At 64.0% G+C, this 26,297-nt stretch carries 23 protein-coding genes; 14 read left to right on the top strand and 9 right to left on the bottom strand.

Annotated elements, in window-relative coordinates; translation table 11 throughout:
* Nucleotides 1–117 precede the first annotated feature (117 nt).
* A complete protein-coding gene (locus tag HHL25_RS20615) occupies nucleotides 118–468 on the bottom strand; it encodes a ribbon-helix-helix domain-containing protein (protein WP_169595114.1) in 351 nt (116 codons plus the stop codon).
* Nucleotides 469–564: 96 nt separating this feature from the next.
* Complete coding sequence (locus tag HHL25_RS20610) at nucleotides 565–1,131, bottom strand: DJ-1/PfpI family protein (RefSeq protein WP_169595113.1); 567 nt, start codon at nucleotides 1,129–1,131, stop codon at nucleotides 565–567.
* Between the two features lie 152 nt (nucleotides 1,132–1,283).
* On the opposite strand from HHL25_RS20610, the gene HHL25_RS23435 reads away from it, so the two are divergent.
* The 6 genes from HHL25_RS23435 to HHL25_RS20580 all read left to right on the top strand — a co-directional run bounded on the left by HHL25_RS23435 (nucleotide 1,284) and on the right by HHL25_RS20580 (nucleotide 8,632).
* Nucleotides 1,284–1,607: a hypothetical protein gene (locus HHL25_RS23435; protein ID WP_169595112.1), complete on the top strand. Its 324-nt coding sequence runs from the start codon at nucleotides 1,284–1,286 to the stop codon at nucleotides 1,605–1,607.
* A gap of 112 nt (nucleotides 1,608–1,719) precedes the next feature.
* Nucleotides 1,720–2,715, top strand: a complete 996-nt coding sequence (locus tag HHL25_RS20600) for a P1 family peptidase (RefSeq protein ID WP_169595111.1) — start codon at nucleotides 1,720–1,722, stop codon at nucleotides 2,713–2,715.
* A 197-nt stretch (nucleotides 2,716–2,912) separates the two neighbouring features.
* Nucleotides 2,913–4,727: a PHA/PHB synthase family protein gene (locus tag HHL25_RS20595; RefSeq protein ID WP_169595110.1), complete on the top strand. Its 1,815-nt coding sequence runs from the start codon at nucleotides 2,913–2,915 to the stop codon at nucleotides 4,725–4,727.
* 7 nt (nucleotides 4,728–4,734) lie between these two features.
* On the top strand, nucleotides 4,735–6,138 hold the full coding sequence (locus HHL25_RS20590; RefSeq protein WP_169595109.1) for a bifunctional enoyl-CoA hydratase/phosphate acetyltransferase: 1,404 nt from the start codon (nucleotides 4,735–4,737) through the stop codon (nucleotides 6,136–6,138).
* On the top strand, nucleotides 6,138–7,310 hold the full coding sequence (locus tag HHL25_RS20585; RefSeq protein WP_169595108.1) for an acetate/propionate family kinase: 1,173 nt from the start codon (nucleotides 6,138–6,140) through the stop codon (nucleotides 7,308–7,310). The genes HHL25_RS20590 and HHL25_RS20585 overlap by 1 nt, the downstream gene beginning before the upstream one ends.
* A 131-nt stretch (nucleotides 7,311–7,441) precedes the next feature.
* Complete coding sequence (locus HHL25_RS20580) at nucleotides 7,442–8,632, top strand: alpha-D-ribose 1-methylphosphonate 5-triphosphate diphosphatase (protein WP_169595107.1); 1,191 nt, start codon at nucleotides 7,442–7,444, stop codon at nucleotides 8,630–8,632.
* 13 nt (nucleotides 8,633–8,645) lie between these two features.
* On the opposite strand, the gene HHL25_RS20575 is transcribed toward HHL25_RS20580, so the two are convergent.
* The 7 genes from HHL25_RS20575 to HHL25_RS20545 form a co-directional block, all read right to left on the bottom strand.
* On the bottom strand, nucleotides 8,646–9,401 hold the full coding sequence (locus HHL25_RS20575; RefSeq protein ID WP_169595106.1) for an ABC transporter ATP-binding protein: 756 nt from the start codon (nucleotides 9,399–9,401) through the stop codon (nucleotides 8,646–8,648).
* Nucleotides 9,398–10,231 (bottom strand): ABC transporter ATP-binding protein, encoded by an 834-nt coding sequence (locus HHL25_RS20570; RefSeq protein WP_169595105.1) that lies wholly within the window; start codon nucleotides 10,229–10,231, stop codon nucleotides 9,398–9,400. The genes HHL25_RS20575 and HHL25_RS20570 overlap by 4 nt, the downstream gene beginning before the upstream one ends.
* Nucleotides 10,228–11,160: an ABC transporter permease gene (locus tag HHL25_RS20565; protein WP_169595104.1), complete on the bottom strand. Its 933-nt coding sequence runs from the start codon at nucleotides 11,158–11,160 to the stop codon at nucleotides 10,228–10,230. The genes HHL25_RS20570 and HHL25_RS20565 overlap by 4 nt, the downstream gene beginning before the upstream one ends.
* A complete protein-coding gene (locus HHL25_RS20560; protein ID WP_390624529.1) occupies nucleotides 11,157–12,161 on the bottom strand; it encodes an ABC transporter permease in 1,005 nt (334 codons plus the stop codon). Before HHL25_RS20560 ends, HHL25_RS20565 begins: the two co-directional genes overlap by 4 nt.
* A 68-nt stretch (nucleotides 12,162–12,229) precedes the next feature.
* Nucleotides 12,230–13,870 (bottom strand): ABC transporter substrate-binding protein, encoded by a 1,641-nt coding sequence (locus HHL25_RS20555; protein WP_169595102.1) that lies wholly within the window; start codon nucleotides 13,868–13,870, stop codon nucleotides 12,230–12,232.
* A 52-nt stretch (nucleotides 13,871–13,922) separates the two neighbouring features.
* A complete protein-coding gene (locus HHL25_RS20550) occupies nucleotides 13,923–14,975 on the bottom strand; it encodes a dipeptidase (protein WP_169595101.1) in 1,053 nt (350 codons plus the stop codon).
* A gap of 140 nt (nucleotides 14,976–15,115) precedes the next feature.
* Entirely contained in the window at nucleotides 15,116–16,540 is a 1,425-nt protein-coding gene (locus tag HHL25_RS20545) for an amidase (RefSeq protein WP_169595100.1), read from the bottom strand.
* A gap of 447 nt (nucleotides 16,541–16,987) precedes the next feature.
* On the opposite strand from HHL25_RS20545, the gene HHL25_RS20540 reads away from it, so the two are divergent.
* The 8 genes from HHL25_RS20540 to HHL25_RS20505 all read left to right on the top strand — a co-directional run bounded on the left by HHL25_RS20540 (nucleotide 16,988) and on the right by HHL25_RS20505 (nucleotide 26,290).
* The gene (locus HHL25_RS20540) at nucleotides 16,988–18,085 is read left to right on the top strand and encodes an ABC transporter ATP-binding protein (RefSeq protein ID WP_169595099.1); all 1,098 of its coding nucleotides are present in this window, start codon (nucleotides 16,988–16,990) and stop codon (nucleotides 18,083–18,085) included.
* A gap of 4 nt (nucleotides 18,086–18,089) precedes the next feature.
* Nucleotides 18,090–19,010, top strand: a complete 921-nt coding sequence (locus HHL25_RS20535) for an ABC transporter permease (RefSeq protein WP_169595098.1) — start codon at nucleotides 18,090–18,092, stop codon at nucleotides 19,008–19,010.
* Nucleotides 19,003–19,812: an ABC transporter permease gene (locus tag HHL25_RS20530; protein ID WP_169595097.1), complete on the top strand. Its 810-nt coding sequence runs from the start codon at nucleotides 19,003–19,005 to the stop codon at nucleotides 19,810–19,812. Before HHL25_RS20535 ends, HHL25_RS20530 begins: the two co-directional genes overlap by 8 nt.
* A 17-nt stretch (nucleotides 19,813–19,829) precedes the next feature.
* Nucleotides 19,830–20,864 (top strand): extracellular solute-binding protein, encoded by a 1,035-nt coding sequence (locus HHL25_RS20525; RefSeq protein ID WP_169595096.1) that lies wholly within the window; start codon nucleotides 19,830–19,832, stop codon nucleotides 20,862–20,864.
* 71 nt (nucleotides 20,865–20,935) lie between these two features.
* Nucleotides 20,936–22,117 carry a serine hydrolase domain-containing protein gene (locus HHL25_RS20520; protein ID WP_169595095.1) on the top strand — a complete coding sequence of 394 codons (1,182 nt, stop codon included), beginning with the start codon at nucleotides 20,936–20,938 and terminating at the stop codon, nucleotides 22,115–22,117.
* A gap of 33 nt (nucleotides 22,118–22,150) precedes the next feature.
* On the top strand, nucleotides 22,151–23,824 hold the full coding sequence (locus HHL25_RS20515; protein WP_169595094.1) for an amidohydrolase: 1,674 nt from the start codon (nucleotides 22,151–22,153) through the stop codon (nucleotides 23,822–23,824).
* A gap of 122 nt (nucleotides 23,825–23,946) precedes the next feature.
* On the top strand, nucleotides 23,947–25,608 hold the full coding sequence (locus HHL25_RS20510) for an amidohydrolase (protein WP_169595093.1): 1,662 nt from the start codon (nucleotides 23,947–23,949) through the stop codon (nucleotides 25,606–25,608).
* A 7-nt stretch (nucleotides 25,609–25,615) separates the two neighbouring features.
* A complete protein-coding gene (locus HHL25_RS20505) occupies nucleotides 25,616–26,290 on the top strand; it encodes a TetR/AcrR family transcriptional regulator (RefSeq protein ID WP_169595092.1) in 675 nt (224 codons plus the stop codon).
* Nucleotides 26,291–26,297 lie beyond the last annotated feature (7 nt).

The raw sequence follows: 26,297 nt of genomic DNA, 5'->3' as shown, positions 1-26,297 counted from the left end.
CCGGCGGGAAGAGAAATGGCGGGGCCGCCGGAGGAAGGAACCTGAGCTATAGCAGGACGAGACAGGCCCGTCACCCGGCCGGCACCACACACCGGCCATGAGTTGCCCGAAATGCCGTCAGTGATATTTGGCCTGCTCCGCGCTCAGGATGCTGTCGGCATCGAGTGCTGCGATCGGCAGATCGGTATTGGCCGGAATATCGCCGGAAAGCTGGAGTGCAAGGTAACGCCCGCAGCAGACGCGCAGGAAGGAGGTGAAGTTGCCGAGGTCGTGACCGGCATCGATCGATTCATGATAGAGCTTGGCGATCAGCTGGATCACCGTCATGCGGTCGCGCCGTCCGATTTCCTCGAGCGTCATCCAGAAGAAGTTTTCCAGCCTCACGCTGGTCACCATCCCGTCGATCCGCAGCGACTTGGTATGGCTTTCCCAAAGGGCCGGATCGGCCTGGATGAAGAGCTTGCACATTCTGTCCTCCCGGATGTGCGATCCTCTGTTTGGATGGCAACCTATAGCGAAACGGCGGAACGTTGAAGCTCCGCCGTCTCGTCCATTGGTCCTGTCTCAGGCGGAAAGCACCGCGAGGAACTGCTTCAGCCACGCCGGATGTGCGGGCCAGGCCGGCGCCGTCACCAGATTACCGTCGGTGACGGCCGCGTCGATGGCGATGTCGGCATAGGTGCCGCCGGCAAGCTCGACTTCCGGACGGCAGGCCGGATAGGCCGAGCAGGTACGGCCTTCGAGTACGCGGGCAGCCGCAAGGATCTGCGCGCCGTGGCAGACGGCCGCGACCGGCTTGTTTGCATCGAAGAAGTGCTTGACCGCCGCGATCACCTCCGGATTGAGGCGGAGATATTCCGGTGCACGCCCGCCCGGAATGACCAGCGCGTCGTAGTCCGAAGCCTTGATGTCGGCAAAGGTGGCGTTGAGCGCAAAGTTGTGGCCGCGCTTTTCGCTGTAGGTCTGGTCGCCTTCGAAGTCGTGGATGGAGGTGGCGATCGTCTGTCCGGCCTTCTTGCCGGGGCAGACGGCATGCACGACATGGCCGACAGCCAGGAGCGTCTGGAACGGCACCATGGTCTCGTAGTCTTCGGCAAAATCGCCGGCAATCATCAAAATCTTTTTCGACATATCATCCTCCCGTTCTGGAATGTCGGGCGGACGCTAGCAAACAGGCCTTGGCCGCGGGTATTATGGCAATACTACAGCCGAAATAATTCACCCTCGCTGTCCGGGATTACTGTCCCGCGATCGTGGGAGACGGGCATGGCGAGGTTCATCAGGTGAGCGTGGTTCCAAGACTTCGATTGTTCTTCGAATGGGGCGGTGGCGCCTTGTGGTGCGGAAACGAGGCGGCGCTGCAGCGTTTCGACGTCGGTCCGGTGGAAGAAAAGCTGCCCCTGTCGATCGCGATCCGCCGGCGACTGGAGGACATGACGGCGTGGCACGACACGGCTCTCGACTGGGACAACCCCTCCGGCCCGAGCCCGTGGTCGAAGGCGGAGGACGAGAAATTTGCCGAAGCGGTCGCCCGCCTTTTCGACGACCTCAGGCAGGAACTCGGCCCCGGCTACGAGCTGGTCAACGAACACCGCCCGGTTCACTGAAAGCAGTTGCCCGTCGTTGCGGTACGCTTCCGCCGCTTGATTCCGCACGCGGACAAGGTCAGTCTCGCCGACACCGCTTCGCGGCGGGCACGAGACGACGAAAGGCTGAAACATGGTTTCCCACCTCAATCTGCTGACTGATGTCGAGGGCGTCGCGGTCGGCCACGCGACCGACCTGAAGCTCGGCTCGGGCGTCACCGCGATCGTCTTCGAGGAGCCTGCGACCGCTTCCGGCAGCGTGCTCGGCGGCGCGCCGGGCGGGCGCGAAACCGCGCTCCTCGATCCGGCGATGACCGTCGAGGCGGTCGATGCCTTCGTGCTCTCGGGTGGCTCCGCCTTCGGCCTCGACGCCGCCGGCGGCGTACAGGCGGGGCTTCGCGCCATCGGTCGCGGCTTTCCGGTCGGCGATGTGCGCGTGCCGATCGTGCCCCAGGCCATCCTGATGGATCTCCTGAACGGCGGGAACAAGGACTGGGGCCTGCATTCCCCCTATCGCGACATGGGCTACGAAGCTTTCCTCGCAGCAAAGGGAGGCGCCTTCGACGTCGGCAGCGTCGGCGCCGGCACGGGCGCCACGACCGCGACCTTCAAGGGGGGCTTGGGCTCCGCGAGCATGATGACCAGCAGCGGACACACGGTTGCGGCCCTGGTCGCTGTCAATGCCATGGGCTCGGCGACCATCGGCGACGGACCATTCTTCTGGGCGGCACCCTTCGAGGTCGACGACGAGTTCGGCGCACTCGGCATGCCCGCCGCCTTCTCCTCCCCCGACACGATCCTGCGCGCCAAGGGCATCAACCTGACGGCGACCACCATCGGCGTCGTCGCCACCGACGCGGCGCTGACCAAGGCGCAAGCCCATCGCCTGTCGCTGATGGCCCATGACGGCCTTGCCCGCGCCGTGCTACCGGCCCATCTGCCCGCCGACGGCGACACCTTCTTCGCCGCTGCCACCAATCGCCGGCAGCTTTCGAGTTCCGCCGATTTCATGGAACTCTGTCATCTTGCGACGCTGGTGACAGCGCGCGCCATTGCACGCGGCATCTTCGAAGCAGCCTCCTTGCCGATCGACGGAGCGCAGGGGTCATGGCGCGACCGTTTCGGCTGACCCCCTCGCCGGCAAGCTGGCGTAAAGGGTGTGACACTGCTTCATTTGACCGGCGCCGGCGAGTAGCTATATTGCATTGCAGCAATCCCGGGCGACGACGGATGCCCAAGATGCGCGGATCGTTCGCAAGGCCGTCATACAGACGGGCTAGGCCTTGAAGGGGCCGGAATGCCGCGCCCGATGCTGGAGGTGAAGGCATGTCGACATCGAGCAGGACCCGCAGCGGAGACGCAGCGCTTGCGAACATCGATACGGCGCTCGACGCGCTCGGTTTCGACGACGGCTCCCAGGCTGCCGGCTTCGATGCACTCAACCGGATGAACGAGGCGCTGATCGCCCCCGTGACCGGCGGCATATCGCCCGCCGCCATGGCGCTCGCAATCTACGACTGGGCGATCCATCTTGGCATGGCGCCGGGCAAGAGGTTGGAACTCATGCAGAAGGCGATGCGGAAGGGCAATCGCCTCGCCACCCATCTTGCCGCCGCGGCCCTTGATCCAGAAACCCCGCCCTGCATCGAGCCCCTGCCCGGCGACGAGCGTTTCAAGGGCGAGGAATGGCAGCGCTTCCCGTTCAACGTGATGGCCCAGTGCTTCCTGCTGAACCAGCAGTGGTGGCACAACGTCACCAACGACGTGCCGGGTGTGACGCCGCATCATGAGGACGTCATCTCGTTTGCCACCCGCCAGCTGCTCGACGTCTTTTCGCCGTCCAACTATCCGCTGACCAATCCGGTGGTGATGAAGCGCGCCGCGGAAACCGGCGGGATGAACTTCTTCGAGGGCTTCCGCAACTTCGTCGAGGACACCAATCGCGAGCTGACCGGGCAGCCGGTCGCCGGAACCGAGGACTTCGTGCCCGGCCGAAGGGTCGCAACGACGCCGGGCCGCGTGGTCTACCGCAACCGCCTGATCGAGCTGATCCAGTACGCTCCGGCGACCGATACCGTACATGCCGAGCCGATCCTGATCGTTCCGGCCTGGATCATGAAATACTACATTCTCGATCTCTCGCCGGAAAACTCGCTGATCCGCTATCTCGTCTCCCAGGGGCACACGGTTTTCTGCATCTCCTGGCACAATCCGACCGCAGCCGACCGCGACCTCGGCATGGACGACTATCGCCGCCTCGGCGTAATGGCGGCACTCGACGCGATCAACGCCATCATGCCCGACCGCAAGGTGCATGCGACCGGCTATTGCCTCGGCGGCACGCTGCTGTCGATCGCCGCTGCCGCCATGGCCCGGGCGAAGGACGAGCGCCTTGCCTCAGTCACCCTCTTTGCCGCCCAGACGGACTTCTCCGAACCCGGCGAGCTTGCCCTCTTCATCGACCACAGCCAATTGCACTTCCTCGAAAGCGTGATGTGGAACCGTGGCTTCCTGTCGGCCGACCAGATGGCCGGCGCCTTCCAGCTGCTGCGCTCCAACGACCTCGTCTGGTCACGCATCGTCCACGACTACATGATGGGCGAGCGCGACCCGATGATCGACCTGATGGCCTGGAACGCCGACACGACGCGCATGCCCTTCCGCATGCATTCGGAATATCTCCAGCGCCTCTATCTCGACAACGAGCTCGCCGCCGGCCGCTTCATGGTCGACGAGCATCCGGCGGCGCTGCAGAACATCCGCGTCCCGGTCTTTGCCGTCGGGACCGAGCGCGACCACGTCGCACCGTGGAAGTCCGTCTACAAGATCCACTACCTGACGGACACCGACGTGACCTTCGTCCTGACCAGCGGTGGGCACAATGCCGGCATCGTCAGCGAGCCCGGCCATCCGCACCGTCACTACCGGGCGACCACCAAGCGCGCCGTTGACCCTTGCGTCAGTGCCGAGGAATGGCTGGCGGAATCGCCTGTCGAGCAGGGCTCCTGGTGGACCCACTGGTCTCGATGGCTTGCGTCCCATTCGGCAGCGGATAAGGTTGCCCCGCCACCAATGGGCTCGAGCGAAGACGGCTACGCCGCCAAGGAGGCGGCACCCGGCACCTATGTCCACCAGAGATGAGCGACCGATGAACAAGCCACTCCTCACCAACCGCACCTTTGATGAACTCAGGGTCGGCGACAGCGCGACGATACGGCGCACGGTCGGGCGCGAGGACATCGAGCTCTTCGCCCGCTCCTCGGGCGACTTCAACCCGGCCCATCTCGATCCCGATTTCGCCGAGAAGGATTTCTTCGGCCACATCGTCGCGCATGGCATGTGGACGGCGGCGATGATATCCGCCGTGCTCGGCACCAAGCTTCCCGGCCCCGGCACCATTTATCTCGGCCAGGAGCTGCGTTTCCAGAAGCCGGTCGCTCCCGGCGACACCATCACCGCTGTCGTCACGGTCACCGAGAAACGCGCGGACAAGCGTATCGTCGTCTTCGACACCCGCTGTACCAATCAGGTTGGCGAGGACGTGCTGAGCGGTCAGGCGACCGTGATCGCCCCTTACGAACGGGTCGAATGGCCGCAGGTTGCCCTTCCCGCGCTGGCCGCCCAGCATCACGACCGCTTCGACGACATCGTCGCCGAAGCCCGCTCCCTTCCCCTGCTGAAGACGGCGCTCGTCCATCCCTGCTCGCCCGAAGCGATCCAGGCGGCGGTCGAGATCCGCGAGGAGAACCTGCTCGACCCGGTCCTCATCGGCCCCGAGGCGAAAATCCGCGCCGCCGCGGACAAGGCGGGCGTTGCCTTGGACGGGTTCGAGATCGTGTCGGTGGAACACAGCCACGCGGCCGCCGAGAAGGCTGTCGAGCTTGCGGTCTCCGGCAAGGTCGCCACCCTGATGAAGGGCAGCCTGCACACCGACGAGCTGCTCGGCGCCGTCGTCGCCCCGGGTTCGGGGCTCAAGACCGAACGGCGCATCAGTCATGTCTACGTGATGGACGTCCCGGCCTATGACAAATTGCTGGTGGTGACCGATGCCGCGATCAACATCGCTCCGAGCCTCGACCACAAGCGGGACATCTGCCAGAACGCCATCGACCTCATGCAACTGCTCGGCAACACCAATCCGAAGGTCGCCGTGCTCGCCGCCGTCGAAACGGTCAACGACAAGATGCCCGCAACACTGGATGCAGCGGCCCTCACCGTGATGGCCGCCCGCGGTCAGATCACCGGCGCGAGCGTCGACGGGCCGCTCGCCTTCGACAATGCCATCAGCCTCGATGCCGCGCGCACCAAGGGCATCGTCTCGCCGGTCGCCGGTCAGGCCGACATCCTGCTCGTCCCCGACCTCGAAGCGGGCAACATGCTCGCCAAGCAGCTGCTGTATTTCGGTGGCGCCGATGCCGCGGGACTGGTGCTCGGCGCCCGCGTGCCGATCATCCTGACGAGCCGCGCCGACAGCCTGAAGGTGCGCATAGCATCTGCGGCCCTCGCCAAGCTCGTGGCGACCCGACGCGCCGCGCAGAGGCTGCCGGCCTGATGACAGACAAGCTGCTGCTCACCTTCAATGCCGGATCCTCGACGGTGAAGATCGGCCTCTTCGTGCGTGAAGGTGATCGTGCCCGGCGCATCGGCAAGGGCATGATCGACTTCCGCCACACGCCCCTGACCTTCCATCTGGTTGAAGGACCGGAAGTCTTCGACGTACCACTGGTAGCCGAGGGCGGCGACGTCCTTCATGAAGTCCTCGACGAAACCTTCGGCTGGCTCGCCAATCATTTCGACATCGACGCCGTAACGGCCGTCGGCCACCGCGTCGTCCATGGTGGCGACGTTTTCTCCGGTCCCGTTCTGATCGATGAGACGGCGATCGGCAGGATCTCGGCGCTCACCCCGCTTGCACCGCTCCACCAGCCGCAGAACCTCCGGCTGATCGAGGCGATCCGCCACCTGAAACCGCATCTGCCGCAGACCGCCTCCTTCGATACCGCCTTCCATCGTACCCAGTCCCCGACCGTGCAGCGCTTCGCCATCCCGCGCAGCTATTTCGATCAGGGCATCAAGCGCTACGGCTTCCACGGCCTTTCCTACAAATACATCGCCGGCGCTGTCGCGAAGATCCGGCCGGACCTTGCCGATGCCCGCATCATCGTCGCCCATCTCGGCAGCGGCGCCAGCATCTGCGCGATCGAAGGCGGGATGAGCCGCGACAGTTCCATGGGCTTCTCGACCATCGACGGCATCCCGATGGCAACCCGTTCCGGCGCCCTCGACCCTGGCGTGATATTCCACTTCATGGCCGGGCTCGGCCTTTCCCGCGAAGCCGTGGAGGATATCGTCTATCACAAGTCGGGCCTGCTCGGCCTCTCCGGTCTCAGCGCCGACAGCCGCATCCTCCTCGAAAGTGCAACGAAGGAAGCGGCGGAGGCGATCGACGTCTTCACCTTCCGCATCACCGGCGAGATCGCCCGCCTTTCGGCCACCATCGGCGGCCTCGACGCCCTGGTCTTCACCGCCGGCATTGGCGAGCACCAGCCGGCGATCCGGCGCGCGGTCTGCGAACGCCTAGCCTATCTCGGCGTAGCGCTGGAAGAGCGTGAAAACCTTGCGAACGCCCAGATCATCTCCCCGGCGGGCGCGGGCGTCACCGTCATGGTGATCGAAACCGACGAGGAACAGGTCATCGCTGACGAGGCGCTGACCGTTCTCTAGGCGTCGCGCCACAGGAAGCCGGAAACCGACATAGAACAGTCATACGCCGTCGCTATGCACACTCGCATGCAAGGGCGCGATCTGAGTCTCTTTCGCCGCCCTCTCCCGCCCCCTGCCGACGAGGATGTCCGATGCTGGTCGAGACCTTTCAGAATGGCGAGCCGCGCCAAGGCGCCGATGCCGAACCCTTCGTGATAACCAATGCGAAGATCGTACTCGCCGACAAGATCTTCGAAGGCTCGGCCGTGATCGAGGACGGCCGGATCGCCGCGCTGGAGCCGGGCCGCACCGGTTCGTCCGCGATCGATCTCGGCGGCGACTACCTCCTGCCCGGCCTCGTCGACATTCACACCGACCATTTCGAAAAGCACGTCTTCCCGAGGCCGCATGTGCGCTGGGACTACATGCGGGCAGCACTTTCCCACGACGCCCAGATCATCGGCGGCGGCGTCACCACGGTCTTCGACAGTCTCTGCGTCGGCGTCTCTTCGGAAGACAACGAGCGCGCCGAAATCCTCGGCCCGATGATCGACGTGCTGGAACGCGCCCAGGCCGGCGGCATGCTGCGTGCCGAACACTTCGTGCATCTCAGATGTGAAGTCGTCGACCCGCGCACGCCCGAACTCACCGCCGCCAATATCGACCGGCCGCTGGTGCGCGTCGTCTCGGTGATGGAGCATCTGCCCGGGCTCCGCCAGAGCCGCGACATCGACCAGTATGTCAATCGCCTGCAAAAGGCCGGAGGCGAAAGCGAAACGATCATCCGCGACCGCATCGCCCGGATGGTTGCCGAAAAATCCGATATCGGCCGGACCGTGCGTCCGGAGATTGTCGCACTTGCCCGCTCCCGCGGCCTGCCTCTGCTCAGCCATGACGACACGGACGTCGAGCACGTCGATCTCGCCGCCTACGAAGGCGTGGCGATTTCAGAATTCCCCTGCACGCTGGAAGCGGCCCGCGAGGCACGCGCCCGGGCCATGCTGATCGTCGGAGGCGCTCCCAACATCGTCCGGGGCGGCTCGCAATCCGGCAACGTCGCCGTTCGCGAACTGCTCGAGGAGCGGCTGGTCGACATCCTCGCCTCTGACTACGTGCCCCGTTCGATGCTCGACGCCGCCTTCCTGATCGCAGATGATGAGGCGTTCGACTACGACCTGCCGGCCTCGATCCGTCTGGTCACGAAGGCCCCTGCCGAAGCCGCGGGCCTCACCGACCGCGGCGAGATCACCCAGGGCAGGCGCGCCGACCTGATACGGGTCGGCACGCATGAGGGTCACCCCTTCCTGAAGGCCGTCTGGCGGCAGGGCCGGCGGGTAGCCTGAGGTCCTATGGACGTCAGGCCTCGCGGCGAAACCCTTCGCTCGCCCGCAGCAACTCGCGCGTATAGTCCATCGAGAACTCGCGCGAACGCAACTGACCGACGTCGAGCGCCTCGACCACCTTGCCCTTGCGCATCACGGCGAGCCGTTCGCACATATGGCTGATGACCGCGAGGTCGTGGCTGACCATGGCAAAGGTCAGTCCGCGATCCTTGCGCGCCTGTTCGAGCAGGTTGAGGATTTCCGCCTGGATCGAGGCGTCGAGCGCCGAGGTCGGCTCATCGAGTAGCAGCACCTTCGGCTCGACGATCAGCGCACGCGCGATCGCGATACGCTGGCGCTGTCCGCCGGAAAGCTGGTGCGAGAAGCGGAACCGGAAACCCGAACCCAGCCCGACTTCATCAAGCGCCCGGGCAATGCGTGCCTCGGTGTCGGTAAAGCCGTGGATCGCCAAAGGCTCCAGAAGCAGCCGGTCGACGGTCTGGCGGGGATGCAGCGAACCATAGGGATCCTGGAACACCATCTGGACGGTGCGGTAGAATTCCTGGTCGCGCTTGCGTCCGCCATAGCTGCGGCCATTGACCGTCAGGCTGCCGCTGTCGAACCGGTTGAGGCCGGCAACGGCGCGTAGCAGGGTCGACTTTCCAGAACCGCTTTCGCCGACGATCCCGAAGGACTCGCCGGTCGCGATGTCGAGGCTGACCTCGTCCAGGGCGCGGAAACCGTTGAACGTGACGAGCATGTCGCGAATGGAGAGTGCAGGTCCGGTCATAGCTTCCACTCCGCCTGGCGTTCGAGGACCGGTAGCGGGTGACGGTCACCGTTGATCTGCGGCAGGCAGTTCAGGAGACCCCGCGTATAGGGATGCTGCGCCTCGGAAAGGCGCGAAGCCGGCAGTTCCTCGACCACCTTGCCGGCATACATCACGAGGACCCGGTCGCAAAAGGACGAGACGAGCCTCAGGTCATGGCTGATGAAGATCAGTCCCATGCCGCGCTCGGCGACCAGCTTGTCGAGGATGCCCAGCACCTCAAGCTGAACGGTCACGTCGAGCGCCGACGTCGGTTCGTCGGCGATCAGCAGTTCCGGCCCGCAGACCAGCATCATGGCGATCATGATGCGCTGGCCCATGCCGCCCGAGACTTCGTGCGGGTAGAGGTTGAACACGCGCTCCGGATCGTTAATCTGCACGGCTTCAAGCATGGCGAGCGCCCGCGCCCGGGTCTCGGCACCGGAGAGACGCTCATGCGTCTGCAGCGTTTCCATGATCTGCCGCCCGATCGGCATGACCGGGTTCAGCGAATACTTCGGATCCTGCAGGATCATGGCGATCTTCTTGCCGCGCAGCGCCCGGCGTTCGCGCTTCGAGATCGACAAGAGGTCGGTGTCGCCGAAGGCAAGCCGGTCCGCGCTGATCTTCGCATGTCCAGGCGTGAGCCCCATGATGGCACGGCCCGTCTGCGACTTGCCCGAACCGCTCTCCCCGACGATGCCGAGCCGCTCGCGGCCGAGCGTGAAATTGACCCCGCGCACGGCCTCGATGAGACCGGTGCGAGTCGGGAAGGTGACCCTGAGGTTTTCGACGGTCAGAAGCGGCGTCATTGGCCGGCCTCCTTCGGATCGAGCGCATCACGCAGGCCGTCACCGAGCAGGTTGAAGCCGAGCGAGACGATCAGGATGGCGAACCCCGGCATCGCCGCAACCCACCACTGGTCGAGGATGAAGCGGCGACCCGATGCGATCATCGCGCCCCATTCCGGCAGCGGCGGCTGCGCACCGAGGCCGAGGAAGCCAAGGCCGGCGGCCGTCAGGATGATGCCGGCCATGTCGAGCGTGACGCGCACGATCAGCGACGACATGCAGAGCGGCATGATGTGGAAGATGATGATGCGGATGGGCGATGCCCCCATCAGCTTCACGGCTGCGATGAAATCCGAGTTGCGGAAGGTCAGCGTCTCGGCGCGAGCGATGCGCGCATAGGGTGGCCATGAGGTAATGGCGATGGCAAGCACCGCATTCTCGATCCCCGGCCCGAGCGCCGCGACCAGCGCCAGCGCCAGCACCAGTTTCGGGAAGGCGAGGAAGATGTCGGTGACGCGCATCAGCACGGCATCGACCCAGCCGCCCGCATAGCCCGACACCGTGCCGACGATAAGGCCGATCGGCGCGGCGATGATCGCCACGAGGAAGATGACGAAGAGGGTCAGGCGGGATCCATAGATCAGGCGCGAGAGGATGTCGCGTCCCTGGTCGTCGGTGCCGAGCAGGTAGCCTTCGGAACCGGGCGGCAGGAGCCGTGCGGCGCGCAGGTCCCCCTGGATCGGCGAATGCGGCGCAAGCACGTCGGCAAAGGCCGCGACGAAGATCAGGCCGAGGATGATCAGCAGGCCGAGCACGGCGAGGCGATTTTCGGAGAACCGCCGCCAGATGATGTAGAGCCGTCCGAGTCGGGCCTGCCGGCGCGATTGCGGCCGGTCGGAGAGCAGCCAGTCGCGCAGGCTTTGGGTGGATTGCATGGGGGTGTCGCTCATCGGCTGCGCGTCCTCGGGTCGAGGGTCCGGTAAAGAATGTCCGAGAAGAGGTTGATGGCGATGAACACGGCACCGATCACCATGGTCCCGCCGAGCACGGCGTTCATGTCTGCATTCTGCAGCGAATTGGTGATGTAGAGGCCGAGACCCGGCCAGGAGAAGATCGTCTCGGTCAGCACCGAGCCTTCGAGCAGGCCGGCGTAGGAAAGCGCGATCACCGTGATCAGCGGCACGGCCGCGTTACGCAGAGCGTGGAACCAGATGATGCGGGTCTCCGACAGGCCCTTGGCGCGCGCCGCGACGATATATTCCTGCGACAGCTCGTTCAGCATGAAGGAGCGTGTCATGCGGCTGATATAGGCAAGCGAGAAATAGCCGAGCAGCGCACCGGGCAGGATGATGTGGCGGAACAGGTCCCAGAGCACGTCCCACTGCCTCTGCCAGGCGGCATCGAGGAGGAAGAAGCCGGTGACCGGCGTGAACGAATACTCGTAGACGATGTCGACGCGGCCGGGATAGGCGACCCAGTTGAGCTTCGCATAGAAGAACACCAGTGCCAAAAGCCCGAGCCAGAAGATCGGCACCGAATAACCGACGAGCCCGATGATGCGGACAATCTGGTCGGCGAAGGAGCCGCGCTTGACGGCGGCCAGAACACCGAGGGGAACGCCTAGGAACGCGCCGATCAGCGTGCCGACGGTGGCAAGCTCGATCGTCGCGGGGAAGACGCGGCGAATATCGGTCATCACCGGATTGGTGGTCAGCACGGACGTTCCGAAATCGCCGGAAAGCGCCTGTCGGACATAGATGATGAATTGCTGGTAGAGCGGCAGGTTGAGGCCGAGTTCCTCACGCACACGCTCGACGACATGCGCCGGAGCGCGGTCGCCGACGATGGCGAGCGCCGGATCGATCGGCACGACCCGGCCGATGAAAAACGTGACGGCGAGCAGGCCGAGATAGGTCGTCACCACGGTTACCAGGAACCGCAGCAACGACATCGCGAAGGCCGAGGCGCCGGCGCCGGAGCGCCGCGCCTCGGTTTTTGTCTCCAAGGTGGCCAAGGGCCTTAGTCCTTGGAAATCGTGTAGACGAAGTTGGTGTCGAAGCTCGGGCCGAGCTTGAAGCCCTTGAGCTTGTTCGAGTAACCGGCGACTTCGATCTGCTGGAACAGCATGACGAACGGACCGGTTGCCAGAACCTGCTTCTGCAGGTCTTCATAGATCGCGGCGCGCTTGGCGGAGTCCTTCTCCAGAAGGGCAGCCTGGGTCTTGGCCGTCAGGTCCTTCGGGTCCCAGGCATTGCGCCATGCGAGGGTCTTGTTCTTGCCTTCGTCCGAATTGTCGGCGTTGAAGGTGAAGGTCTCGGCGTTCGAGTTCGGATCGAAATAGTCCGAGCCCCACTGGCCGATATAGATGTCGTGCTGGCGGGCGCGGTACTTGGTCAGCGTCTGCTTGCCGTCGCCCGGGATGATTTCCAGCTTGATGCCGGCCTGGGCGAGTGTCTGCTGCACGTTTTCGGCAATGCCTGTGACCGGCTGCGTGTTGCGCACGTCCATGGTGACGGTGAAGCCGTCGGCGAGACCTGCCTTGGCGAGCAGTTCCTTGGCCTTGGCGACGTCGAGCTTGTAGGGCTTGTCTTCGAGCGCGCCGAGCTGGCCGGCCGGCAGGAAGGTCTGGTGGACGGTGCCGATGCCCTTGATCAGGGTCTCGCCGATCGCGTCATAGTCGACGAGATACTTGAAGGCTTCGACAACTTCCGGCTTCGCCAGCTTTTCGTTCTTCTGGTTGAGGCTGAAATAGTAGAGCGTGCCCTTCGGAGCCGACGTGGTGGCCATGCCGTCCTTCTTGGAAACGGCATCCACGTCACCCGGCTCGAGGTTGCGGGCCACGTCGATATCGCCGTTTTCGAGAGCGAGACGCTGGCCGGCGCTTTCCTTCATGTGGCGGTAGATGACGCGGGCGAGCTTGGCCTTTTCGCCGAAGTAGCTGTCGTTGCGCTCGAGGACGACCACTTCGTTGGCGCGCCATTCGCGGATCTTGAACGGACCGGAGCCGGCATAGCCGGTCTTCAGGAACTCGTTGCCGAAGTCGGTGTCGTACTTGTAATCGTCGCTCGGGGTGACCGGCTTGGCGTTCTCGCTGACGACCTTCTTGTCGACGACCGAAGCGACCGTCGAAGTCAGGACGTTCAGCACGAAGCTCGGCGCATAGGACTTGTCGACGGTCAGCACGAAGGTCGAGGCATCGGCTGCCTTCGCCTTTTCGGTGACATTGTCGCCGGTGAGGCCGAACTGGGTCAGCAGGAAGGCCGGCGACTTGTCGAGCTTGACGGCGCGCTCGAACGAATAGGCGACGTCGTCGGCGGTGATCGGGTTACCGGAAGCGAACGTCAGGCCGGACTTCAGCTTGAAGGTATAGGTCAGGCCGTCGTCGGAGATGGTCCAGCTTTCGGCGAGTTCGCCGACGACCTTCGACGTGTCGTTCATGTCGAGATTGACGAGCTTGCTGTAGGTGTTGGCGGTGATTTCGGCGGTCGACAGCTCGAAGGCCTCGCCCGGATCGAGCGTGATGATGTCATCGAAGGCAAAGCCCTCGACGAGCGTGTCGGCCGGCGTGACGGCAAACGCCTGCGGTGCTGCGGCCAGCAGAAGCGCCATGGCCGCGCTCGACGTCAGCAGGCGCATTTTTTTGTTCAATGAATGCATCATTTTATCGTTCCCCTGTTTCAAACTAGGTTGGTTTTTTCGAGCGTCAGCCGGCTTATTCGTGCCAGGCGGAAGCCAGAACGCGGAGCCAGTTTTCCCGGCATATTTTAGCAAGATCCTGATCAGCGTATCCGGCTGATTTCAGGGCCGCAACCAGTTTCTGGTTGCCGCTCGCGTCGGCGATTTCGGCCGGAACCGTTGCACCGTCGAAGTCCGATCCGAGCGCCACGCAGTCGATCCCCATGCGCTCGACGAGATGGTCGACGTGGCGGATCATGTCGGAAAGCGGCGTCTCGGCATCGTCGCGCGCGTCGTCGCGCAGCATGGTCACGGCATAGTTCAGTCCGACGAGACCTTTGCTCTCCTTGATCGCATCGAGTTGCCGGTCCGTCAGGTTGCGCGCAACCGGCGTCAGGGCATGGGCGTTGGAATGGCTGGCGATCAGCGGCTGGTCGGACGTCTTCGCCACGTCCCAGAAGCCCTTTTCCGTGATGTGCGAGAGGTCGACCAAGATGCCCATGCGATTGCAGGCCCTGATCAGTTCGAAGCCGGCATCGGTAAGACCCGGCCCCGTGTCCGGTGACATCGGATAGGCGAAAGGCACGCCATGGCCGAAGATGTTGTTGCGGCTCCACACAGGTCCGAGCGACCTGAGCCCGGCGGCGTAAAATACTTCAAGTGCATCGAGATCGGCACCGATCGCCTCGCAGCCCTCGATGTGCATGACCGCGGCGAAGATACCGTCGGAAAACGCCTTGCGGATGTCATTCGTCGAACGGCACAGGCGCCAGGCGCCGGCCTTGTCGAGCTTGAGCGCGATCGAGGCCATCTCCATCGCCGTGTCGAGCGACGGCTGACGCTCGAGCGGACCGGCGAGCGGTGTCGCATAATGCCCCTTGTCGTCCGGCTCCTCGAGCACGAATTCGCCCGGCGACGGGATGTAGATGGCACAGAGACCACCGGCGAGACCGCCGGCCTTGGCACGAGGCCCGTCGATATGCCCCTCGGTCGTTCCGCCCTGGAATTCCTTGACCGGGTCGCTTCCGTTCTTGCGTCCATTCCACAAGCGGAGAAGGACGTCATTGTGACCGTCAAACATCAATTCCATGAAACACACCTGCGCAAATATGCTGATATATTAACGTAGGACCAAATCCTTGGCGTGTTCAAGTCAAATAAAATCTTTCCAACAGGCGCCGCGAAAAGTCCCGAAAACGACCTCCTGGCCTGGGCAAGGCGCGCCTGCGCTCAGTCCAGCGCCGGCATTTGCGACAGAAAATCCGTCGCCCGTTCATAGGCATAGGCAATGTTCAGCACCCTCTCGTCGGCGCGCGGCGCGCCGATGATCTGGATTCCGGCCGGCAGTCCACCGGGCCCGAACCCTGCCGGCATTGCCGCCACCGGCAAGCCCGCCATGCTTGGGCCGATCACGACCTCCATCCAGCGATGATAGGTATCCATATGACGCCCGGCGATGTCGCGCGGCCACGGGATTTCCGCGTCGAAGGGGAAGACCTGGGCCGTTGGGAGCACGAGAGCGTCGAACCGCTCGAACAGCCTCAGCATCTCCCGATACCAGGCGGTGCGAATGGCGGACGCCCTGTAGACGTCGTCGGCGCTGACCTTCAGACCGTTGCGGATCTCGAAGTGGATCTCCGGCTTCAGGAGCGCCCGATCCGCGGGGTTCTCGAAATGGTCGCGCAGGCTTCCGGCAGTGAAGAAGCCGCGCAGCGTCGTCCAGGCCCACCAGAGGCTCGCCATGTCGAAATCCGGCAACACGTCAGTGACCGCGCAGCCCATCCGCTCGAACACCGAAAGCGATGTGCGGCAGGTCTCCATCATCCCGGGCTCGAAGGTCAGGTACCCGCCGTAATCCCCGAGCCAGCCGACCTTCAGCCCGCGGGGGTCGAAACGTTCCGAAAGCACCACGGGTGCCGTCTCCATCGACATCGGATCGCGCCGATCGAAGCCGGACTGGGTGTTGAGCAGGGCGACCACATCCGGAATCGTGCGCCCCATCGGCCCGAGCGTCGCCAGCTGGTTGAGATAGGCATCCTTGCCCGGCAGCCCCGGCACGCGCCCGAAGCTCGGGCGGAAACCGACGACATTGTTGAACGCCGCCGGATTGCGCAGCGAACCCATCATGTCCGACCCGTCGGCGACCGGCACCAGGCGAGCCGCCAGCGCAGCCGCCGCGCCGCCACTCGATCCACCCGCGCTGCGGGTCGTGTCATGGGGATTGCGCGTCACGCCGAACACGGGATTGTAGGAATGCGAGCCGAAACCCCATTCCGGCGTATTTGTCTTGCCGATGAAGATCGCCCCGGCCGCCCGCATTCGCTCGACCTGGATGTCGTCGAAATCCGGCACGAAGTCGGCATGGAGCGGCGAACCATAGGTGCAGCGCACGCCCCTGACCTCGCTCAGATCCTTGACCGCGACCGGGAGGCCGTGCAGCCAGCCCGACCGCCGACCCGCCGCCAGTTCCCTGTCACGATCGCGTGCTTCGTTGAGAAGTGCGTCAGGATCCCGCAGACTGACAAGGGCATTGAGCCGCGGATTGTGGCGTTCGATCCGGGCGAGGTAAGCGCCCATCACCGCCTCGCAACTCAGCTCCCCTCTCGCAATCGCCGCGGAAAGCGCGACGGCGGACATCACGGTCGGATCAGTCATGGGAAACCTCGCATCGGACGGGAACGGATCGTACGGAGCATCAATCCGCCGCCCGCCATCTCAATGCCTGCCGCAGGCGCCGTCAAGGCGCCCGGACTGCGCTGACGACCGTTCCGGCTATGCCTTCAGCAAAAGCGTGGGGATGCCTGAAATAAAAATGGTCAAACGACCAATTTTGAGGCAACATGCCAAAATCCTGCCCTCGGGCTGGATCGGACTGGAGGGTCCGGAAGGAGAAGCGGCACCGCCGATCGCGTGGATTAAGATCGCGAACAGCAGGAAATGCCGCGGGGAACGGGAATGAACGGGAGGATCAGGTCATTTTGCAGCGCGTGGCACACTTATTGCGTCGTTCGTAACCGGTAAACGGAGCCGTTCCGCTCTCTTGTCGGAACCCGCCGGAAGTGAAACAGTGACGGAAATTCCATTAGAAATTGGGGATATTTCTTGAGTTCGACATCGAAGAAGGCCGCGATTGAAATCCGGGGCGTCAGTCGCGTCTACGGTTACGGCAACGCCCAGGTGACCGCATTGGACTCGGTCTTCCTGACCATCCGGGAAAACGAATTTTTCACGCTGCTCGGACCTTCCGGCTGCGGCAAGACCACCCTCCTCCGGCTGATCGCCGGCTTCGACTTCCCGACCAAGGGCGAAATCCTGCTCAACGGCGAGGACATCGCACCGCTGCCGCCGTTCAAGCGCCCGGTCAACACCGTCTTCCAGTCCTATGCGCTTTTCCCGCACATGACGGTGGCGGAGAACATCGGCTTCGGCCTGAAGATGCTCGGCCGGCCCGCAGCGGAGATCAAGGCGCGCGTCGACGAGATGCTCGCCCTCGTGCACATGGAACGGATGAAGGACAGGCAGGTCAGCCAGATCTCCGGCGGCCAGCAGCAGCGCGTGGCACTCGCTCGCGCGCTCGCCCCAAAGCCGAAGGTTCTCCTGCTCGATGAACCGCTTTCGGCCCTCGACTACAAGCTCCGCAAGGAAATGCAGATCGAACTGAAACGCGTCCAGGCCGAAACCGGCATCACCTTCATCTTCGTCACCCACGACCAGGAAGAAGCGCTGACCATGTCGGACCGCATCGCGGTCATGTCGAACGGCGAGGTCCGCCAGGTCGGTTCCGCACACGAGATCTACGAGCGTCCGGCCGATCGCTTCGTCGCCGACTTTATCGGTGAATCAAATTTCCTGGCCGGCGAGATCGTCGAACTCAAGGAAGAGACCGGCACCGTGCGGCTCGCCTCCGGTTCGGTCATCGATGCCTCGCTGCCCGGTGAAGGCTCGCCATCCGGCAAGGTCACGGTCGTCATCCGGCCGGAACACGCCTCGCTCGGCGATCCCGGTACCGGCAGCTTCGACGGCGAGCTGGTGGATGCCATCTATTTCGGCACGGACACCCATTTTCATGTCCGGCTCGACAACGGCGAGACCTTCGTCGTGCGCGAGCAGAACATGCGACAGGGCACGGTACCGCACGACAAGGGCTCGCGCGTCGCGGTTCGCCTCGGGCTGCGGGCAGCCCAGATCCTGAGGGACTGACGGTATGAGCACCGCAGCCGAAGCCGCTGCAGCGGCAAAACGCAAGGACATCGTCAATCGCTGGCTGCTGAGCACGCCGGCCCTGGCCCTGATCGCCATCGCCGGCGTCGGCCCCCTCCTCATCGTCCTGGTCTATTCCTTTCTCGCTCCCGGCAACTATGGCGACGTGAAATGGGAATTCTCGACGGAAGCCTGGTTCAAGGTTTTCCTCGAGCGCGACATCTTCGACAACACGCTGTCGCTCGCTGACGCCCATGTCAGCATCCTCTGGCGCTCGATCAAGCTGGCGACCGCCACCACGATCCTGTCGCTGGTTCTGGGTTTCCCGACGGCCTACTTCATCGCCAGCCGTCCGGCCCATCTGCGCCAGGTCTGGCTCTTCCTGATCACCATTCCGTTCTGGACCAACATGCTGATCCGCGGCTTCGCGATCCAGGAAATGATCCGCAACGAAGGCCTGGTGAACACCCTCCTGATGAAGCTCGGCATCATTTCCGCGCCGATCCAGATGCTCTACACCGACTTCGCCATCCTGCTCGGCATGGCCTATGTGCATCTGCCGCTGATGGTGCTGCCGCTCTATGCCAGCATGGAAAAGCTCGACTTCCGGCTCGTCGAAGCGGGCTACGACCTCTATGCGACCCGTTTCCAGGTGCTGCGCCGGATCATCATCCCGCTGGTCAAGCCCGGCATCATCGCCGGATCGATCCTGGTCTTCATCCCGGCGCTGTCGTCCTACGTCATTCCGCGCATCCTCGGCGGCGGCAAGAACCTGATGATCGGCAACCTGATCGAGCTTCAGTTCGGCCAGGGCCGCAACTGGCCACTCGGCGCCTCGCTCTCCATCACCCTCGTCATCATCGTGCTGGCAGCAATGCTCTACTACGTGAAGAATGCCGGAAAGACGGGAGGCGGCCATGCATAAGCGTTTCGACGTCCGCGTCCAGCCGGGCTTTGCCACCATCGCGATGATCTGCTTCGCGATCCTCTACGTGCCGATCTTCACCCTGGTCGTCTTTGCCTTCAACTCGGGCACGTCGATCGCCAAGTGGGAAGGCTTTTCGCTGCGCTGGTTCGCGGCGGCCTGGAACAACAGCCAGGTGATCGAATCCTCGATCCGCTCGGTCGAGATTGCCGGCATCGCCGCGATCGTCGCGACGGCCGCCGCCACGCTAGCGGCGATCGCCACGACCCGGACCGCGCCCTATCGCGGCCTGACCTTCAAGTATTCCTTCATCAACATGCCGCTGATGGTGCCGGAAATCGTCACCGCGGTCGCCCTGCTGATCTTCTTCTCGCGCATCAAGGTCTGGAGCGGCTATTCCGGCCTCGGCTACCTGATCATGGCCCATACGGCCTTCTGCATTCCCTTTGCCTATCTGCCGATCCGTGCCCGTCTCGAAAGCATGGATCTCGCCCTCGAACGGGCTGCAGCCGATCTCTACGCTACCCCGTTCAAGGTCTTCCGCTATGTCACCCTGCCGCTTCTCTGGCCCGGCATCCTCGCCGGCGTGATGCTGGCTTTCGTCATCTCGCTGGATGACGTGGTGATCACCGAATTCGTGAAATCCGGCGGTCAGGACACCCTCCCGACCTACATGCTGGGCCAATTGCGCCGGTCCATCACGCCGGAAATGAATGCCATCTCGACAGTGTTTCTGCTGCTGTCGCTGGCGGTTGTCACGATCTTCTTCTTCCTCAGCAGACCCAATCAAAAAACCGAGTAAACACAGGAGTGGGAACCATGAAGCATACCCTGAAGCTTGCCGCCAGCCTGGTGGCCCTGATGGCCTCCGCGGCGATCGCCCACGCGGACGGCGAACTCAACATCTACAACTGGGGCAATTACACCAACCCCGAGCTCATCAAGAAGTTCGAGGAGGCCTACAAGGTCAAGGTGACGCTTACCGACTACGACAGCAATGACACCGCGCTTGCCAAGATCCGCCAGGGCGGTCACGGCTTCGACATCGTCGTTCCCTCAGCCAGCGCCATGCCTATCTTCATCGGCGAAGGCCTGCTGCTCGAATCCCGTCCGGACCAGCTGGAAAACTTCAAGAATGTCGATCCGCAGTGGGTTGACGTGCCGTTCGATCCGGGCCGCCACTACTCGGTTCCGTGGCAGTGGGGCACGACCGGCATCGCCGTCGACAAGTCCGTCTACTCCGGCGACCCGAACACGTCTGCCATCTTCCTCGACCCGCCGGCTGAGCTGGTCGGCAAGGTCAACGTCGTTCCGGAAATGTCGGACGTCATGCACATGGTCGTCACCTATGCCGGCGGCGAGCCCTGCACCGGCGACCTGACCGTCCTGAAAAAGGCCCGCGACCTGCTGGTCGCCGCCAAGCCGAAGTGGATCTCGATGGACTACGGTACGGTCGAGAAGTACACGAAGGGCGACCTCGCCGCTTCGGTCGACTGGAACGGCGCAACCTTCCGCGGCCGTCTCGCCAACCCGAACATCGTCTACGGCTACCCGAAGGAAGGCTACCCGATCTGGATGGACAACGCCGCCATCCTGAAGGACGCCAAGAACGTCGACAACGCCAAGCTGTTCCTCAACTTCATCATGGACCCGGAAAACGCCGCCATGCTCTCGGCCTTCGCCCGCTATGCGAACGGCATCAAGGGCTCGGACGCTTTCATGCCGGAAGACATGAAGACCGCTCCGGAAGTCAACATTCCGGAATCGGCCAAGGCAGCAGGCAAGTTCAACCTCGCCTGCAAGCCGGAAGTCCAGGAACTCTACACCAAGATCTGGACCGAAGTTCAGAAGTAACCCGGCCCATATCGATATTTGCATGAAGACGGGGGAGCCTCGCGGCTCTCCCGTTTACGGGAACACGCTCCATGACCACCGAATTCAAGACGACCCACGGCTTCGAACGCCGCGACGTGACGATCGCCAACTGGCGCACCGCCCCGTTCAGCCGGTGGAGCTTCCAGAACCTGCGCGAGATGGTGCCGACCACCGAGATCCGCGCCGCTGCCGAAACGCCCGAAACAGCGCTTTCATCCTCTCCCTTGCTCGACCTGCCGCTCGAGACCGGGCTTGCCGGCACGACCAATGCCCGCGCCTTCCTCGACCACGCCCATACCGACGCCTTCGTGCTCATGAAGGGCGGCCGGATCGTCGCAGAACACTATGCGCCGCACGCCGACGTCAACGCCCGCCACATCGTCTTTTCCGTCAGCAAGTCGCTAACCGCCCTCGTCTCGGCCGGCCTTGAAGAACAGGGCATCGTCGATCCGGACCGCCCGGTCGTCGATCTGGTGCCCGAAGCGAAGGGCTCCGCCTATGGCGACTGCACCTATCGTGACGTGCTCGACATGCGCGTCAGCCTCGACTTCGACGAGGCCTACCTCAACAAGGACGGCGCCTTTGCCCGTTATCGTCGCTCGACGCTGTGGAACCCGTCCGAGCCGGGCGCTCCCGTCGAGACGCTCACCGAGTTCCTAATGACCCTGCAGAAGGCCGATCGCCCGCATGGTGGCCCCTTCTACTACGCATCGCCCAATTCCGACCTGCTCGGCATCCTGATCGAACGGGCGAGCGGCCGGCGCTATGCCGACCTGTTTTCGGACTTGCTCTGGAAGCCGCTCGGCGCGAAGAACCACGCCCTCGTCAGCGTCGACGGTGCGGGAACGGCCCGCTCGGCCGGTGGCGTCTGCGTCACGGCCCGCGATCTCGCCCGCGTCGGCCAGATGCTGCTCGACGGCGGCCGCGCCGAAGACCGTCAGGTCGTCTCTACGGCCTGGGTCGAGGACATGAAGACCGCCGGCGATCCGAAGGCCTGGGCCGCGAGCCAGCCGACGATGCTGCCGAACGGCCGCTACCGCAGCAAGTGGTACCAGACCGGGGAAGCGGACGGCGCCTTCTGTGCCATCGGCATTCACGGCCAGTGGCTCTATGTCGACCCGTCGACCGAGACTGTCATCGTCAAGCTCTCGTCGCAGCCCAATCCGCTCGATGACGAACTCAAGCAGGACAACTTCGCCTTCTTCCGCGCTCTCAGCCGCATCAGCGCCTGACCGCCAGACACCTATTCATCCAGGACTGACATCATGCCCAAGACCGCCGATCTCATCATCCGCAATGCCCGCGTGCTGACCATGGACGAAGCCGCCCCGAGAGCGGAGGCCGTCGCCCTTGCCGGCAATCGCGTCCTTGCCGTCGGCAGCAACGATGAGATCAGGGCGCTGGCCGGCCCTGAAACGCAAGTGATCGATGCCGGGGGCAAGACGGTCCTGCCGGGCTTCAACGAGGCCCACATGCACATCTTCCCGGGCTCGGTTTCGCTGCGCCAGCTCAACCTCCACGGTGTCCATGGCTTCGAGGCCCTGAAGGAAGCGATGCAGGCCTATGCCGCGGCCAATCCCGACGAGCCGCTGCTGATGGGCTTCTCGGCCGACTACTCGATCATCTCGCTTGACGAATCCGTCACTCGCCATCATCTCGACGCGATCCTGCCGGATCGCCCGTTCATGATGTTCGCCCCTGACCATCACACGGCCTGGGCCAACACCGCCGCGCTGGAAAAGGCCGGCCTGCTGCATGGCAAGGATGTCGGCGTCGGCAACGAGGTGGTGATGGGCGCCGACGGCATGGCCAGCGGCGAACTGCGTGAAGGCAACGCCTTCGGACCGGTGTCCGCACTCGCCTCGACCGGCGGCCGCGAGGAACTCGGCATGGTGACCGGCATGGATCCGGAAAACGTCACGCCCGAACAATATGCCCTCGACCGGGCGATCCTCAAGAGCGGCCTGGAATACTGCGCCTCCTGGGGCGTCACCTCGATCCAGAACTTCGACGGCAACCACTACCAGCTGCGCCTGATGCGCGACCTGGAGCAGTCGGGCGAACTGCCCTGCCGCATCCGCATTCCCTTCCACATGAAGAATTTCATGGATCTCGCCGAACTCGACAAGGCAGCGGAATGGAAGAAGGAGTTCGCCACCGACATGGTCCGCGGCGACTTCGTCAAGGTCTTCATGGACGGCGTCCTCGACAGCCAGACCGCCTTCATGCTGGAAGGCTACGGCGATCGTCCGGGCTACACCTACGAGCCGCTTTTCACCGCCGAGGCGTTCAATGCCATCGCCACGAAGGCTGATGCGCTCGGCCTGCAAATTGCCGTCCATGCGATCGGCAGCGCCGCCATCCGCCAGACGCTCGACGGCTACGAGGCCGCCATCAAGGCGAACGGCAAGCAGGATCTCCGCCACCGCATCGAGCACATCGAGATCATCGATCCGACCGACCTCCCGCGTTTCAGGGAGCTCGGCGTCGTGGCCTCGATGCAGCCGGTTCACGTCCCTGGCGGCACCTGCTTCCCGCTGGAGCCGACCGATGCCCGCATCGGCGAGGACCGCTGGGAATATGCCTATGCCTGGCGCACGATGAAGGAGGCCGGCGCGCCGGTCGTCTTCGCCTCCGACTGGCCGGTATCGCCGGTTTCGCCCTTCCAGTGCATCCAGGATGCCATGACCCGCAAGCTGTGGAAGGAAGGCCTCACCGACCAGCGCTTCACGCTGGAAGAGTCGCTCGAAGCCTATACCGCCATCGGCGCCTGGGTCGAATTCATGGAAGACCGCAAGGGCAAGCTGAAGCCCGGCTTCCTCGCCGACGTCGTGGTCCTCACCCACGACATCGAGCAGGTCGCACCGGAAAAGATCATGGACACGGTCCGCGCCGCGGTCACGATCTGCGACGGCCGCATCACCCACCAGGCGGCCTGACCGCCCGCGATCGGAGCACGGGATGCGTCACCGCTCCCGTCCCCGGCTGAATTGCCGCCATTGCGCGCGGCCGGCCCGGCGCGCCGCCGGAACAACAAGAAGAGACGAAACGGAACAGCGCCATGGATATCATCATTCGCAATGCCCGCGTGCTCACGATGGACGACGCCCTCCCCCGCGCGGAGGCCGTGGCGATTGTCGGAAACCGCATTGCGGCGATCGGCGGCAATGCCGAGATCGAGGCGATGGCGACACCGTCGACCCGGATCATCGATGCCAAAGGCGCAACCGTCATGCCGGGCTTCAATGAAGCCCACATGCACATCTTCGGCGGCTCCGTCTCGCTCAACGAATTGTCGCTGTTCGGGGTCAATGGTTTTGACACGCTGAAGGAAGCCGTCACCGCCTATGCCGCCGCCAACCCGGACCTCGAACTGCTGGTCGCGCAGACGGCCGACTACACCATCCTCTCCGAGGAGGAACGGGTTACCCGCCATCATCTCGACCGCATCATCCCCGATCGACCCTTCATGATGGTCGCGCCCGACCGCCATACCGCCTGGGCCAACACCATCGCGCTCGAAAGGGCCGGGATCCTGCACGGCCGTGACGTCGGCGTCGGCAATGAGATCGTCATGGGCGAAGACGGATTGGCCAACGGCGAATTGCGGGAATCCAACGCCATGCGCCCGGTTGCCGTGATGAGCCGGACCGGTGGCCGCGAGGGTCTCGGCGTCGGCACGGGCGGCGAGCCGGAAAGCGTGACGGCGGACCAGCGTGCCGGCGATATCGCCGTCCTGAAGCAGGGGCTCGCCTACTGCGCCTCGCTCGGCATCACCTCGTTCCAGAACATGGACGGCAATCTCTACCAGCTGGAACTGCTGAAGGAGATCGAGGAGACCGAAGGTCTTCCCGCCCGCGTGCGCATGCCCTTTCACATGAAGAATTTCATGCCGCTCACGGACATTGAGGACAAGGCCGCCGCCTGGCGCGCGCGGTTCGACAGCGACAAGCTGCGCTGCAACTTCGTCAAGGTCTTCATGGACGGCGTCACCGAAGGCGAGACGGCGGTCTTCGTCGACGACTATGCCCACAAGCCCGGCTGGAAAGGCGACCCGCTTTTCTCCGCCGAACACTTCAACCGGGTTGCCGTCGAGGCAGACCGTCTCGGGCTGCCGGTCGCGGTCCATGCGATCGGCGACGGCGCCGTGCGAATGGTGCTCGACGGTTACGAAGCCGCCCGCAAGGCCAATGGCCCGAGCGACCGGCGCAACCGCATCGAACACATCGAGGTCGTCCATCCGCAAGACGTTCCTCGCTTTGCCGAGCTCGGAACGATTGCCTCCATGCAGCCGACCCATCCGCCAGGTTCCGCCGGGCTTCCGCTCGAACCGTATCTGACATACATTGGCGAGGAACGCTGGCCGCATGCCTTCGCGTGGAAGACGCTTGTCGATGCCGGCGCCACGATCGTCTTTGCCACCGACTGGCCGGTCTCGCCCCTTCCGCCGCTGTCGTGCATTCGCGATGCGATGACGCGGACGCCGTGGCGCGAAGACATGCCGGACCACCGCCTGACACTGGATGAAACGCTGAAGGCCTATACCCGGACCAGCGCCTGGGTCGAGTTCATGGAAGACCGGAAAGGCGTGCTGAAGCCGGGTTACTACGCCGACGTCGTGGTTCTCTCGGGCGACATCGAGGATCGTCCCTCCGAGGGGATCGCCGACCTCGCGCCCGTGTTCACCATCTGCGACGGCCGCATCACCTATGAGGCGAACTGACACCAAGATGGACGACGACCCGACAGAGCCTCAGGCAGCCGCCCCCTCCCGCCCGGCGGGAGCGACCCGCAAGGGCGCAGAAACCCGTGCGCGCATCATCAAGGGCGCGCTCGAGGCGCTGGAAAACGGCGGCATGGAAGCGCTGACCACCCGAAAGATCGCCGCCAGCGCCGGCGTGCAGCTCGCCACGCTGCACTATTACTTCGACAGCAAGGAAAGCCTGCTGCTCGCCGTGCTCGAAGACCTGATCGAGGACATGGCTGCCACCTATCAGGCGGAAATCCCCAGTTCGCCGGATCCGGAAGAGCGGATTGAAACCGTCATCCGTTCGATGTGGCGTTACGTCCAGCGCACCCGCAACAAGCAGATCGCCCAGACCGAGCTGACGCTTTACGCGCTCCGGACGCAAGGGGCCGAGTGGCTCGCCAAGCGCCAGTACGATGCCTATATCGATTTCTACGCTAGGCTGATCTTCGACGGGGTTGGCGAGATCAGCGAAAACCACCAGCGCATCGGCAAGGCAGTCGCCGGCTTCATGCTGATCGGCATTGACGGCTTGATCCTGCAAAACTTCGCCCTGCATCACAACGAGGATGCTGAAGACGGCCTTGATGCGCTCGTCGTGGCGACACGCGACTATCTTCACCGTCTGCTCGCACAGGCTGCCCCGACGGCCGGCTGAGTGGGAA

This window comes from Rhizobium terricola (assembly GCF_012927355.1).
GTDB lineage: Bacteria > Pseudomonadota > Alphaproteobacteria > Rhizobiales > Rhizobiaceae > Allorhizobium > Allorhizobium terricola.
The sequence above is the reverse complement of the archived record's forward strand: the minus strand, read 5'-3'. Positions and strand labels throughout refer to the sequence as shown.